Consider the following 14,444-nt stretch of genomic DNA (forward strand, 5'->3'; position numbering starts at 1 on the left):
CTCAATTCATCCCGCTCTAAAGCCCCTCGACCAGCACGATCTCGCCGTCGGCTACTTTCTGGCGGATCGCGACCGCCCGCTGATACTCCGGCGAGTGATAGCAATCATGCGCCGCAGCCAACGACGGAAACTCGATGATGACGTTGCGGTCACGACCGGGCCCCTCGACTTTTTCATGTGCGCCGCCGCGTGCCAGGAATTTTACATCGAAACGGTCGAAGGCAAGCTTGGCGGCTGCGACATAGTCCTTGTAACCTTCGGCATCACGCACATCGACGCGGGCGATCCAATATCCCTTGGGCATGCTTCTTCTCCGAATTGTTAGGCCGAGCGCATTTCGTCAAGGATGGCTTCCGCGACCGCTCGCCTGTCGGCGGCACCGACGATCGGCCGGCCGACGACGAGATGGCTGGAGCCGTTGCGGATCGCCTGCGCCGGCGTGACGACACGTTTCTGGTCGCCATGGTCGCTGCCCCTGGGCCGTATCCCCGGTGTGACGACGGCCATGTTGGGGCCGACGATCCGGCGCACCGCTTCCGCTTCCTCGGCCGAGCAGACGATGCCGCCCATGCCGGCATGCAGCGCCTGTTCGGAGCGCCTCAGCACCAGCGTATGCGGGTCATGCTCATAGCCGGCGTCGATCAGGTCCTGCTCGTCCATCGAGGTCAGCACGGTGACGCCAAGCAGGCAGAGATCGCTGCCCCTGGCGGCCGCGACCGCTGCCTTCATCGTCTTCGGATAGGCGTGCATCGTCAGCATGGTCATGCCCATCCTGGCAATGGCCTCGACGCCCTTGGCTACCGTGTTGTCGATGTCGAGCAGCTTCATGTCGAGGAAGATCCTGGTGCCGCCGCTGGCGAGCTCGCGGGCGAGGTCGAGGCCGCCAGCGAAGGCGAGCTGATAGCCGATCTTGTAGAAGGAGACGACCCCGTCGAGTTCGCGCACCACCTTCTCGGCGTCCTTCAGCGTCGGCACGTCGAGGCCGACGATCAGCCTGTCTTGCATGGTGCTGGCGCGCTCCTGGATCACGCCTCGATCCGCGTCGACAGCAGGCGCGAGGTTTCGATCAGCGTGCGGCATAGGTGCTCCATCGATCTGTGCAGTCGCTCGTCCCTGAAATTCCCGTCCTCGTCGAAGGCGTTGCCGCCCTCCGGGACTGAGCACTCCGGCGTCACCACCTCCATCTGGCAGCGCACCAGCACGGCGCGCAGATGGTTGATGCAGCGTACCCCGGCGAAATGTCCTTTGGAAGACGAACAAAGGCCGACGGGCTTGCCGGTGAACGGCCTGAACGACCGCCCGTCATCCGTGCGCACCCGGCTCACCCAATCGATGGTATTCTTGAGCAGCGGCGGGATCGAGCCGTTATACTCGGGCGTCGCGATCAGCAGCCCGTCATGGGCGGCGATTTGCCGGGCAAGCCTGATGGCGTTCTCGGGAATGCCTTTCTCCTTTTCCAGATCCTCGTCGAAGATCGGCAGCGGATAGTCGGCAAGCGAGATGCGGGCCACCTCGGCGCCCTGCAAGGCGAATTCCTTCTGCGCCACATCGGCGGTCCTGCCGCTAAAGGCGCCAGAGCGAATCGAACCGGCGAAGACGAGAATTTTCGCGATCACTGCCATCGGCCCCCTTTGTTCCCGGACAGGTACAGCCAAGGATCTGTCAAATCAACGCACCGGCCAAAAATCGAAAAGGGGGCACATGCGTGAAGTGTGTGTGATGAGATTCAGGTCAGGCCGGCCTCACCTGAATATTCGCACACCCCTAATGCGCCCCGCGCCGGTAGATCCACAGCTGCGTTGGCGGGATGTTGCGGATGACGAAATGGAAATGCTCGACCGTGTAGTCGCCGCGGCCGGGCGGGATCGGCGACAGCGGGCCGTAGGTCAGCTGCACGACCGGGCGGCCTTTCGGGATGCGGTCGAGAAGGCTTTCGACGTAGGCGACGCGCTGTTCGACCGGGAAATTGAGCAATGGCACGCCGGAGATGACCGAATCGAATGTCAGGCCGCTCTTGTCGCCGAGCGTCGCATCGAGATTGAAGGCATCGCCCTCGATGACGTTGACGCCGGGATAGAGCTGGCGCAGATGGCGCACGAAATCGGGGGAGTATTCGACTGCGTAGAGATTTTCAGGCTTTACGCCCTGGGCGAGGATGGCTCGGGTGATGACGCCGGTGCCGGGCCCGACTTCGAGCACCGGCAGGCCCGACTTCGGGTTGACGACGGAGGCCATCTTGCGGGCCGTGATGGAACTGGTCGGCACGATCGAACCGACCGCCTTCGGCTTGTCGATCCAGCCCTTGAAGAACTTCAGTTCGTCGTCGAACTTCTCTGCCAGCGTCTTCCGCAGTCCGGGACCATGTGCCATGCAAGTTCTCCTGAACGGTCCCCCGAGTGGCTACTTAGCAGCTACGGGCTTCAAGGCAAGGCGGACGCCGGTATAAGGTGTTGATGACGCTAGGGGAGCTTCCGCTCGGCTGTATCCTACACCTGATCGGCGAGAGTCGCCATCAGCGCTCGCCGAAGGTCTCGAAAAAGTCCTTCATGCGGGCGAAAAAGCCGCTCGACTGCGGCGAATTATCCTTCGAGGAAAGCTGCTCGAACTCCTCCAGCAGCTCGCGCTGGCGGCGGGACAGGTTCTGCGGCGTCTCGACCGCGGTCTGGATGTAGAGATCGCCGACATTGTGCTGGCGCAGCACCGGCATGCCCTTGCCCTTGAGGCGGAACTGGCGGCCGTTCTGGGTGCCTTCCGGCACCTTGACCTTTGTCTGGGTGCCGTCCAGCGTCGTCACCTCGAAGGAACCGCCAAGGGCAGCCGTCGTCATTGAGATCGGCACCTTGCAGTAGAGATCGGCGCCGTCGCGCTGGAAGAATTCGTGCGGCTTGACCGCCAGGAAAATATAAAGATCGCCCGACGGGCCGCCGCGCAGGCCGGCCTCGCCCTCATTGGCAAGGCGGATGCGGGTGCCGTCCTCAATGCCGGCCGGGATGTTGACCGACAGCGAGCGCTCCTCGGTGACGCGGCCCTGGCCGGCGCATTTCTGGCACGGCTCCTTGATGGTCTGGCCACGCCCCTGGCATTGCGGGCAGGTGCGCTCGATCGAGAAGAAGCCTTGCGTGGCGCGCACCTTGCCGTGGCCGTTGCACATCGAGCAGGTGACGGGCTGGGTGCCGGGCTTGGCGCCGCTGCCCGAGCATTCCATGCAGGAGATCGAGGCCGGCACGTGGATCTGCGCCGTCTTGCCGGTAAACGCCTCCTCCAGCGTGATTTCCATATTGTAGCGCAGGTCGGCGCCGCGCTCGCGTCCGCCTGACGAGCGGCGCTGGCGCCCGCCCATCATGTCGCCGAAAATATCTTCGAAGATGTCGGCGAAGCCGCCGGCGCCGAAGCCGTGTGCGCCGCCGTTCATGCCGCCCTGTTCGAAGGCGGCATGGCCGAAACGGTCGTAGGCCGCGCGCTTCTGCGGATCCTTCAGCGTCTCGTAGGCTTCGTTGATTTCCTTGAACTTGTGCTCGCAGGCATGATCGCCGGGATTGCGATCGGGGTGGAACTGCATGGCGAGCTTGCGGAAAGCGCTCTTGAGCTCCTTCTCGTCGGCCCCCTTTTGCACGCCCAGCGTTTCGTAGAAATCAGCTTTCATCTTTTCCCGCAGTCCGGATATTCAGCGTCTTGAAGCACTTTGCGTCGTTCGCCGGCACGCTGTTCCGATTTAGGTGCGATGGAGCCGGGATGCCAGTGTTGACACGGGTTTGCCCGCATTTTTTCGATCAGGCGCGCACTTTCTCGGCCAGAGTTGCAAAAAAGCCCGGCTTTACGCCGGGCTTTACTACAGCGCCGCGCGTCCTGTTGGACCCGCAAAGGACGCTGTAGCACTTTGATTTTTGCGCATGATCCCTTCCGGAAATCGATTCCGATTTCGGGGTCATGCGCCTAAACCTGCCGTCAGGCCGCTCAGGCCGACTTCTTCTTGTCGTCGTCCTCGTTGATTTCCTCGAAGTCGGCATCGACCACGTCGCTGTCCTTGGCGGCGTCCGCCTTGGCGTCAGCTTCCGCGGCTTCCTTCTGCGAAGCCTCGTACATGGCCTGGCCGAGCTTCATCGAGGTTTCGGCGAGCGCCTGCGTCTTGGCTTCGATGTCGGCCGCGTCGTCGCCTTCGGCAGCGGTCTTCAGCGCCGCGATCGCATCGGCGATCGCCGTGCGGTCGGCCTCGGAAACTTTCTCGCCATATTCCTTCAGCGACTTCTCCGAGGAATGCACCAGCGCCTCGGCCTGGTTGCGGGCCTCGACCAGCGCGCGCCGCTTCTTGTCGGCCTCGGCATTGGCTTCGGCGTCCTTCACCATCTTCTCGATGTCGGCGTCCGAAAGGCCGCCAGACGCCTGAATGCGGATCTGGTGCTCCTTGCCGGTGCCCTTGTCCTTGGCCGAGACGTTGACGATACCGTTGGCGTCGATGTCGAAAGTGACCTCGATCTGCGGTACGCCACGCGGCGCCGGCGGAATGCCGACCAGGTCGAACTGGCCGAGCGCCTTGTTGTCGGCGGCCATTTCACGCTCGCCCTGGAAGACGCGGATGGTCACGGCCGATTGTGAATCCTCGGCAGTCGAGAACACCTGGCTCTTCTTGGTCGGGATCGTCGTGTTGCGCTCGATCAGCCGCGTGAACACACCACCCAGTGTCTCGATGCCGAGCGACAGCGGTGTCACGTCAAGCAACAGCACGTCCTTGACGTCGCCCTGCAGCACGCCGGCCTGGATGGCGGCGCCCAATGCGACGACCTCATCCGGATTGACGCCCTTGTGCGGCTCCTTGCCGAAGAATTGCTTCACGATCTCCTGGATCTTGGGCATGCGGGTCATGCCGCCGACCAGGACGACCTCGTCGATTTCGCCGGCCTTCAGGCCGGCATCCTTGAGCGCCGCCTTGCAGGGTTCGATCGTGCGCTGGACGAGATCCTCGACCAGGCTCTCGAACTTCGCCCGTGTCAGCTTCAGCGTCAGGTGCTTGGGGCCGGTGGCATCGGCGGTGATGAAGGGCAGGTTGATCTCGGTCTGCGTCGTCGACGACAGCTCGATCTTGGCCTTTTCGGCCGCTTCCTTGAGGCGCTGAAGCGCGAGCTTGTCGCTGCGCAGGTCGATGCCCTGTTCCTTCTTGAACTCGGCCGCCAGATATTCGACCAGACGCATGTCGAAATCCTCGCCGCCGAGGAAGGTGTCGCCATTGGTCGACTTCACCTCAAAGACGCCGTCGCCGATTTCGAGCACCGAAATGTCGAACGTGCCGCCGCCAAGGTCATAGACGGCAATGGTCTTGCCTTCCTTCTTGTCGAGGCCGTAGGCAAGTGCGGCCGCGGTCGGCTCGTTGATGATGCGCAGCACTTCAAGGCCGGCGATCTTGCCGGCATCCTTGGTGGCCTGGCGCTGGGCGTCGTTGAAATAGGCCGGAACGGTGATCACCGCCTTCTCGACCTTCTCGCCGAGATAGGCTTCCGCCGTTTCCTTCATCTTCTGCAGGATCATTGCCGAGATCTGGCTGGGCGACTGCTTCTTGCCGCCGGCCTCGACCCAGGCGTCGCCATTGTCGCCCTTGACGATCTTGTAGGGGACAAGCTTCTTGTCCTTTTCCGTAACCGGATCGTCATAGCGGCGGCCGATCAGGCGCTTGACCGCGAAGATGGTGTTTTCAGGATTGGTGACCGCCTGGCGCTTGGCCGGCTGGCCGACGAGGCGCTCGCCGTCGCTGTTGATGGCGACGATGGATGGGGTCGTGCGCGCGCCTTCCGCATTCTCGATGACCTTCGATTCCTTGCCGTCCATGATGGCGACGCAGGAGTTGGTGGTCCCCAGATCGATACCGATTACTTTTGCCATTTTTCTAATCTCTCCGCTAAGCAGGCTCTCAGGACCCGTACAGGCGTTCCGACGAAAGCCCCTGTTCACAAGAAATTCCGCTTCGGCAACCGGCATTCCGGCGCCGAACGGCTTGGCGCGTATATAAGAACAGGCTGCGCGCCGCGCAAGCATTCTGCGCAAGGCATCCAACACATCCTTTTCTCGGGCCGGCCAGGGTTCTCCGGCCCATGAACCTTTCCGCTTCGGCTCGCGACTGACACCCAGATGCGCCGTGTGGTGCGGCCCTGGAAAGGCAAGGCCATGACTGGATATCCAGGCTCAGCCCGACCACCGCTTTCGGGGTGGGGTCGATATGCCAGGCGTTCCGCTGGTTCCGTTGACCATGCGTAAGAGCCGGCATATCGTGATTACGAGGAAAGCAGACAATTCGATCAGGGAAAAACGTGCCGGGACGTCGCGCCTTGCCCTGATTTGCGCGGAAACGGCGGATGTTTCTCCCGTCGCCCGCGGGGGGAATTCTATGTCTTGGTCTTGCGACCACGGCGCGTTCGTGCGCTCTCGTGCTGGCCGTTTGCGCCGTGCGATGCAATTAACCAATAGATTCCTGGCAGCCAGCGGCTTTCCGGCGTTGGCGCTCGCCACCATCCTGTGGCTTGGCGGTGCCGTGCAGGCGCAGGAAACGCAGGTCATCTATCCAGGCTCGATGGCGGTGACCGGATTTTCCGGTACCGTCATTCGTGATCTTGAGGAGAGCCTGCCGCCCAGCGTCGACCCGGTCGACGAGACCTTTATCGACACGACGCGCGCAACCTTGCGCGTCTTTGACGTTTCAAGACTGGGCGGGCGGGCCTCCGGCCAACTCGTCTTCACGCCGCCGCCCTTCGAAGTGACGGCCGGGCAGATCGGCCAGGTGTTCGCCATCACCTATGACGACGGCGTACGCGACGGCGCTCCCTCGGGCATTGCGAACCTCTATGCCGGCGCCACCTCGCTGCATGGGATCCGCATCGTCACATCAGACGAAGATGCGGACGGTCGTCCCGAGCGGCAGCGTCGCGGTGCTGCCGGCGCCACCTTCATGAACGGCCAGTTCGGCACCGAGAACGGTGGCGGACCGGGCACGATCTGGAAGATCGACGGCATCACCGGCCAGGTCAGCAAATTCGCCGACCTCGACACCAACAGCGGCCCTGGCATCGGCGACGTCACCTTCGACAATATCCGCCGCCAGTTCTTCGCCAGCGACCTCGACACCGGTCTCATCCATCGCATTGACGCCAACGGCGCACTGATCGACAGCTTCGATCACGGCGTTGCCGGGCGCCCGGCGCACGGGCTAACCTCGCTAGCCGACGATGGCTTGGCGATGGACATCGAAGACGCTGCCTTCGACAGCGAAGACGCCGACAGTTGGGGCTATACGCAGGACGAGCGTCGCGTCTGGTCCGTCGCCTATCACGGCGGCCGCCTCTATTATTCCGTCGGTGAAAAGGCCGAGTTCTGGTCGGTGGGCGTTGCCCGCGACGGCAGCTTTGCTGGCGACCCGCGCTGGGAACTGGCGGTCAAGGCCGACAACGACCACGCTGTCACCGACATCGCTTTCGACATCAGCGGCTTCATGTACCTGGCCCAGCGCGGCCCGGTGGAAAACCGCTACGACTACAGCCGGTTCGCCGTTACCGGCGCGGGCGAGGTGTTCCGCTACTGGCGCGAAAACCCGGACGATCCGGCGACGGAATCAATCTGGGTGGAAATGCCGCAGGACTATGCGGTCGGCTTCCCGCAAGACAACCGGCAGTCGGCCGGCGGCCTGGACCTGCAATATGGCTATGACGCCGACGGCAATCTCGACGCGAGCGCCTGCACCGAGACGCTGGTCAAGTCCGCCGACAAATTGCGCGACAACCCTGCACTTGCCGAACAGCTTGCCGGCGGCGGACCGCTCGCCGTGCACGGTGTGCAGATCACGCCGACGGCGCTGGTCAAGCCGGCCAACGCGCCGCCTTTCGGCGCGTGGTTCGTCGACTTTGACGGCTATTTTGAAGACTCCGAGGTAGAAGGCCCCGAGGTAGAAGGGCATGTCGGCGACGTCGAAGTCTGGCATCCCTGCGAAGGCCGTGCCGGCTATGACGAGCAGATGCCGGGTGGCGGCGTGCCTCCTTGCCTTGGCCGCGGCTGCGCCTCGATCCCAATCTGCCGGCGTGGCGACCGGGACCGCGACTGCCGGCCGCCGGTGGAAAAGAAGGTCGATCTGATCCTGAAGAAGCGTGCCCGCACCCCGGTCTGCACGGCAGATGGTGTCTGCACCTTCGTGATCGATATCATCAACAACGGCAGCGCCCTCTACGACGGGCCGCTGACGGTCACCGACACCTATCCGGGTGGCGCGCCGGCATCGTCGAGCTTCGGCCCGATCCCGCCATGGAAATGTGGATCGAACGGCTCCGGCCAGTTCCGTTGCGACAATGCCGGCATCGTGCTCTCGCCGGGCGCCTCGACGCCGATCTTCGTCAAGGCGGTGATGCCGGCCGGTTACCGGCCAAACTCGGTCGAGAACTGCGCCGAGGTGAAAGCCATCCCCGGCGAGAACGACCTCACCAACAACAGGGCCTGCGTCACGCAACGCATCCGTCATTCCGACAGCGGCAAGCCGGCCATGCGCATCACCAAAATGTGCAGCGGAGCGCTGGCCGGTGCTGCTTCCGTCACCTGCCGCATCACCGTCATCAGCACCGGCACCACTGCCCCCACCGGTCCGGTGCGGATCAACGATGCCGCCACACTGGTGGCCGGCGGTAGGCCCGTTCAGATCCAGACCGTCACGCCCGACGGCGCGGAATGGACGTGCGGACCGGCTCCGGCCAATGCGTTGTCGTGCCAGATTCCCGGCGCCGTCATGACACCCGGAACCAGCCGCCACTTCGACGTGGCGCTTGCAGCGAATGGCGTGTTCGAGAACTGCTCACGCGGCTCCTACGGCCCAGCGTCAGGAGACGACGTCGTCTATCCGATCGGCAGGACCTGCGCCAAGGGCGGCGGCGCCCCGAGCATCCGTGTCGAGAAGACCGGCGATGCCGAGTGCCGGATCGGCCAGCCCTGCTCGTTCGAGATCACCATCGCGAACGATGGGAAAAACGCCTTCTCCGGTCCGGTTCGCATTGGTGATGCGATCGGTGTCGAAGGCCTCGGCCGGCTGGAAGGCGTTGCGATCACCTCGATCGACCCGCCCTTCGGCTGTGCGCCGGAACCGGCGACCTTGCCTCTATCCTGCATAGCCAACCTGACGCTCGGCGCCGGGGGAAGCCACGTTCACCGTGTGACAGTGATCATTCCTGACGCCGGCCGCCTGGCCAATCTGCAGGGCACCGTCAGCGGCCAGAACTGCGTCGGAGTGCTGTCGCCCGACACGCCGGTGCGAGGCGCGGGCGACTCGCCCTCCGGCGAACCGGCCAATGTGCAGGGCGATCGCGGCAAGGCTTATGCCTGCCATCCCTTCACCATCAAGAAAGAGGTGAAGAAGGCGTGCTCGCAGGGCCTCGTCATGAACGACGCCGGCCGCTGCGTCTGCCCGCAAGGCACCACTTTCCGTAACGGCCAGTGCTCGTCGGCGGGCGGCACGGTCATCATACCGAAGCCGAAGGCGCGCTGTGTGCTGTTCAAGGGCCAGATCCGCACCTCCGACGGGCGTTGCGTCTGCCCGCGCGGAACCGAGCTGGAGAACCGCAGGTGCGTGTCGACCGACGAGCCGCCGGCACGCCTGTGCAAGCTGCTGCCCGGCCAGATCCGCACCAAAAACGGCGCCTGTGTCTGCCCGCGCGGGACCGAGGTGATCAGAGGCGCATGCCGCCGGGCGCAGCTGGAGTGCGCGCCTGGCTCACGGCTGATCAACGGCCGGTGCCAGCCGATCATCAAGCGGCGCTGCCCGGTCGGGACAGTCGGACAGTATCCGGACTGCAACCCGATCCGCAGGGCGCCGACGCTGCAGATCAATCCGAACCTGCTGCTGAACCCGAACATCCTGCAGCAGCCGAGGCGCAGGCCGCGGGCTCTCCAGTAGGGGACCCGGCGCGCAACAGTCCGTCACATTGGACCGCAACACCAAGACCTCGCGGGAGCAATCCGGCGGGGTTTTTTTGTCGGTCGAACGTGTTTCGGCCGCTGCGTGAACCTTATCGCGGCAGTCGGCGACAAACTCCCTGAAGCAACATTTCAGGGAGAGAGAAAATGTCTTCAGCCAAGCATGTTCTTCGCAACACGGCGGCGACCGTCGCCCTGATCGCAGCCGCGCTCGCCACCACACCGGCCTTCGCCAAGCAGGCGAACATCAAGTCAATGTCGTTCAACACCGAAAGCGCCAACACGACGATCCATGTCGGCTCCAGCGACAAGCAAAAATGGGACACGCTGAAAAGTGGCAATGTCCAGTTCTGGGGCCACATGAAGCTCAACACACGGTGGCCAGGTTATGTGCAGGATGTCGGCGTGGCGCTCGGCGTTTGTGGACCGGGCCAGTGCGGCGCGTTTCCGCCGATCTGGAGCACGTCACCTGTCAGCCGCCACTACGATCATCAGGAAAATTTCTCCTTCGATCCCTCCAAAATACCGCTGTCGTCAAACACCGGTATCGCCGTCGTGCCTTACGGCGATCAGATCATTGCCCGGTGCAATCAGCACCTCCAGCCCGATGGGCCGACAAAGTCTTACTCGTTCACGCACAGCTTCCATGCGAGCTTCTCGGCACTGACCGACACGGCGCTCGACATGGACAATGCGGTCAGCGAGGCCCAGGACGGCAGCTGGCCCCATCCCCTGTACGACTCGCACTATGCCGAGCATGGATCGTTCGACGTCCAAATTGTCTGCGACCCCGTCGTCAAGCCGCCGGTTCAGGACGTCGCCAATGATTTCGGCGAATTCGACGTGGACGACGTCAAGCTGTTCCTGACCACCTACCAGTCGAACCAGACCGGCTCGACGCCCGGTACGGTCTGCCCATCGTTGAAGGTCACGAGCCGGGCGCAGGCCAATCAGGCCGGGCCTGTGTCGATGCGCATCTGGCGCCGGAAGAACGACGGGCCGATCACCTCCGAGGTGCAGCAGGCGTGGGCGTCATACGATGCGACCAAGAATGGCTATTTCGCCACCTATGAGAAGTGGGAGGATGTCGGCGCCACCGCCTATTTCCAATACAAGACCGAGATCATCGGCAACGGTCCGTTCGAACCATTTGACGGCTGGAAGGACATCACTGTCCATTGCACCGGCGCGGGTGGGGGCGGCTTCACCGACGCACCTCAGGACAACCCCGACAACCCGCCGGCGCATTCGGACTGGCAGGGCGAGGTCACTGTCTCGGACAGCGCTGGCTTCAAAAAACTCTGCCCGCGCAAGGGCCAGGTGGCGTTCGAAGTCGAGCGCGAGGCGCCGGGTGCGTTTCACTACCGCATCAGCTGCTCGAACGGCGCATTCTTCACCGGCACGACGGCCGCCTTCGATGATGGCGGCGTGTTCAGGGCGAGTGCCGCACACGAACTCAGCATCGTCAGAACCCGCTCGATCCAGTGCACCCTGCAGGAGATCAAGCAGAACGGTTCGATCGCAACCGTCGACAACAGCAGCGAGGATTTTACCTGTATCAAGCGCAATTTTGATCCGAATGCCGATGGTCTGGCGGTCGATACGCCATCCAATCCCGGCAAACCGCAACTTCCGCCGGTCGTCATCGATGCCGGCCGCACATGCGTGCCGAGCCAGAGGCCGATCCGCGGCAAATGCGTCGACAGGCCGCTCGTGGCTGCCTGCCGCAGCACCGAAAAGCGTGTCAACGGCAAGTGCATCGGGGTCAGCATCCACTGCCTGCCCGGTTACCATCAGGTCGGCCTGAAATGCGTGCGCAATGCGGTGATCGCCGACAGGTGCAAGCGCAACGAACAGCGCATCGACGGGAGATGCGTGCGCAAGCCCTCCATCATTATCGATTGCAAGCGCGGCTATCATCTGGTCGGCAAGGCATGCGTTAAGAACCCGCTGATCATCACCGCCTGCCCGGCAACCGAAAAACTGCTGCGTGGCCACTGCGTGCCCAAGCAACCTGTGAAGAAGCTCAACCTGCAGAAAGTGAAGCAAGGCAGCGGCAAGGTGTTGCTGCCACGACCGGCCAGGCCGCTGCATCCAGTGAACTGAAATCGCAACGCTTGAACAGGGAGAGGTGGCCGACGCTGCCTCTCTCCTTTTGCGCAGGCACCGGATTCCTGTCGACAAGCAGCGCTGAGACCATTACGGCGAAGGCGGGCTCAAGAACGGGAAGCGAACGTGGCTCACAAGACCCTGATCGCGCCATCTGTGCTGGCGTCGGATTTTTCGAAGCTGGGCGACGAGGTCGAGGCGGTGGTGGCGGCCGGTGCCGACTGGATCCATCTCGACGTCATGGACGGGCATTTTGTGCCCAACATCACCTTCGGTCCGCCGGTGATCAAGGCGATCCGCAACCGCACCAAGGCCTTCTTCGACTGTCATCTGATGATTGCGCCGGCCGATCCCTATCTGCAGGCGTTTGCCGAAGCCGGCTGCGACGGCATGACGGTGCATGCCGAGGCCGGGCCGCATCTCGACCGTTCGCTGCAGACGATCAGGGACCTCGGCAAGCAGGCCGGCGTGTCGCTCAACCCGGCGACACATGAAACGGCGATCGAATATGTGCTAGACCGGCTCGATCTGATCCTGATCATGACCGTCAATCCGGGTTTTGGCGGCCAGGCCTTCATTCCGGAGGTCGTCGACAAGGTGAAGCGGGTGAAGGCGCTGATCGGCAATCGGCCGATCCGGATCGAGATCGACGGCGGCATCTCGCCCGAAACCGCGCCCCTGGTCACCGCCGCCGGCGCCAGCGTGCTGGTCGCCGGTGCGGCTATCTTCAAGGGCGGCAGCGTCGAAGCCTATCGGGCGAACATCGAGGCGATCAGGACAGCGGCCGACCAGGTGGCCGGCTGACCTGCCGGCGCGCCGTCACCGGCAGGCGTTGTTCTCCCCGGCCGGTCAGGAATTCGTTGGCCGACGCCGGTGCGCTTGTGCTCGTGGCATGCGGCCCCAGCCAAAAATGGCCCTGTCCATTTTTGGCGATTTTATTGGTATATCCAAAACTGTCATCCATATTCTCTGTCTCACCCTCATGCTTCTGCGGACCCCTCCCGCAGGCTCCTCTTCGACGGTCGGATCGATGAACCGCAGCCCTTTCTTCGCTGACCTGCTGAACACCATCGCCGACCGCGGCCGGATGATGCTGAACCTCGTGCGCGGTGACGAGCCGGTTTCGGCCGACAGCCTGGCACGTCTGTGCGTCCGTCTGCTTTCCAGCCAGGGCGAGGCATCGGGCGTCGCCTATGCAAGGGAAATACTCGACCGCTGGCGCACCCTCGGCGCCGACGGCAGGCTGGCTTTCCTGCATGTGCTGCGCGATCGTTTCGGCACCGATCACGCCAGGCTTGCCGCCGCGGTGGATGCCTATCGCGCCACTCCGGACGATCGCTCGGCACTTGCCCTGCACGACGCCGCCGAGCCGGCCAGGCAGGAGCTGCTGCGCCGCCTGAACCTGGCGCCCGGCGGAATCGAGACGCTGGTGCGCATGCGCGAGGATCTGCTTGCCCGGCTGCCCACATCGCCCGATCTCGCCATCGTCGATACCGACTTCACGCACCTGCTGTCGTCGTGGTTCAACCGCGGCTTCCTGGTGCTGCGGCGGATCGACTGGTCGACGCCGGCCAACATCCTGGAAAAAATCATCCGCTACGAGGCGGTGCATGCCATCCACACCTGGGACGATCTGCGCCGCCGGATCGAGCCGGCCGACCGGCTCTGCTATGCGTTCTTTCATCCGCAGCTCGGCGACGAGCCGCTGATCTTCGTCGAGGTCGCGCTGACCCGGGCGATGCCGACGACGATCGCCGAGCTGCTCGCCGACGAGCGGCCGCCGGTGCCGCCACGGCAGGCTACGACGGCGGTGTTCTATTCGATCTCCAACTGCCAGGAGGGCTTGCGCGGCATCTCCTTCGGCAATTTTCTGATCAAGCAGGTGGTCGAGGATCTGCGCCGCGACCTTCCCGGCCTGACCGATTTCGTCACGTTGTCCCCAGTGCCGGGCTTTGCCCGCTGGCTGGCCGAGCAGGCCGAAACCATCCCCTCCGCCGCCGAAGTGTTGGACCTCGTCGCCGACGAGGGTTGGCATGCGGACGCTGGCGCTCGCGACCGCGTCGGCCCGGCGCTGCTTCCTCTTGCGGCACAGTATTTCCTCGAATCCCGCACCGCCTCCGGCAAGGTGATCGACCCGGTCGCCCGGTTCCATCTCGGCAATGGCGCGCGGCTGGAGCGCATCGACCTTTTCGGCGATCTGTCGCCCCGCGCCTTGCGTCAGGCGCATGGCCTGATGGTTAATTATCGCTACAAGCTCGACGACATCGAGAAGAACCACGAGCTGTTCGCCGCCAGGAACGATGTGGCGGCCGCAACCGCCGTGCGCCGCCTGCTGCCGAAACCGGCGAGACCTGCCGCGCCGCGGCTTCCGGCGCCAGCCCAGACTCAGAGGGATGCATGAGCAA

The 14,444-nt window shown here is 63.8% G+C and carries 10 protein-coding genes; 4 read left to right on the forward strand and 6 right to left on the reverse strand.

Annotated features, from left to right (window positions below; all coding sequences use genetic code 11):
• Positions 1-16: 16 nt before the first annotated feature.
• From BQ8794_RS05690 to dnaK, 6 genes are all read right to left on the reverse strand, one after another.
• Positions 17-304, reverse strand: a complete 288-nt coding sequence (locus BQ8794_RS05690; protein WP_077374344.1) for a DUF1330 domain-containing protein — start codon at positions 302-304, stop codon at positions 17-19.
• A gap of 17 nt (positions 305-321) precedes the next feature.
• Positions 322-1,005, reverse strand: a complete 684-nt coding sequence (gene pyrF / locus BQ8794_RS05695; RefSeq protein WP_077375106.1) for an orotidine-5'-phosphate decarboxylase — start codon at positions 1,003-1,005, stop codon at positions 322-324.
• 20 nt (positions 1,006-1,025) lie between these two features.
• Positions 1,026-1,622, reverse strand: a complete 597-nt coding sequence (locus BQ8794_RS05700) for an NADPH-dependent FMN reductase (protein WP_077374347.1) — start codon at positions 1,620-1,622, stop codon at positions 1,026-1,028.
• Between the two features lie 142 nt (positions 1,623-1,764).
• Entirely contained in the window at positions 1,765-2,370 is a 606-nt protein-coding gene (gene pmtA, locus BQ8794_RS05705; protein WP_077374350.1) for a phospholipid N-methyltransferase PmtA, read from the reverse strand.
• A gap of 142 nt (positions 2,371-2,512) precedes the next feature.
• A complete protein-coding gene (dnaJ, locus tag BQ8794_RS05710; protein WP_077374353.1) occupies positions 2,513-3,643 on the reverse strand; it encodes a molecular chaperone DnaJ in 1,131 nt (376 codons plus the stop codon).
• A gap of 311 nt (positions 3,644-3,954) precedes the next feature.
• The gene (dnaK, locus tag BQ8794_RS05715) at positions 3,955-5,871 is read right to left on the reverse strand and encodes a molecular chaperone DnaK (RefSeq protein WP_077374356.1); all 1,917 of its coding nucleotides are present in this window, start codon (positions 5,869-5,871) and stop codon (positions 3,955-3,957) included.
• 565 nt (positions 5,872-6,436) lie between these two features.
• Here dnaK and BQ8794_RS36270 point away from each other — a divergent pair.
• The 4 genes from BQ8794_RS36270 to BQ8794_RS05740 all read left to right on the forward strand — a co-directional run bounded on the left by BQ8794_RS36270 (position 6,437) and on the right by BQ8794_RS05740 (position 14,440).
• Positions 6,437-9,910 (forward strand): hypothetical protein, encoded by a 3,474-nt coding sequence (locus tag BQ8794_RS36270; RefSeq protein ID WP_244554874.1) that lies wholly within the window; start codon positions 6,437-6,439, stop codon positions 9,908-9,910.
• Positions 9,911-10,077: 167 nt separating this feature from the next.
• Positions 10,078-12,036, forward strand: a complete 1,959-nt coding sequence (locus tag BQ8794_RS05730) for an EB domain-containing protein (RefSeq protein WP_077374358.1) — start codon at positions 10,078-10,080, stop codon at positions 12,034-12,036.
• 129 nt (positions 12,037-12,165) lie between these two features.
• The gene (gene rpe / locus BQ8794_RS05735) at positions 12,166-12,843 is read left to right on the forward strand and encodes a ribulose-phosphate 3-epimerase (RefSeq protein ID WP_077374361.1); all 678 of its coding nucleotides are present in this window, start codon (positions 12,166-12,168) and stop codon (positions 12,841-12,843) included.
• Positions 12,844-13,069: 226 nt separating this feature from the next.
• Positions 13,070-14,440, forward strand: a complete 1,371-nt coding sequence (locus tag BQ8794_RS05740; RefSeq protein ID WP_077375109.1) for a malonyl-CoA decarboxylase — start codon at positions 13,070-13,072, stop codon at positions 14,438-14,440.
• Positions 14,441-14,444: the final 4 nt, after the last annotated feature.

It is taken from the genome of Mesorhizobium prunaredense (assembly GCF_900156895.1).
Taxonomy (GTDB): Bacteria; Pseudomonadota; Alphaproteobacteria; order Rhizobiales; family Rhizobiaceae; genus Mesorhizobium; species Mesorhizobium prunaredense.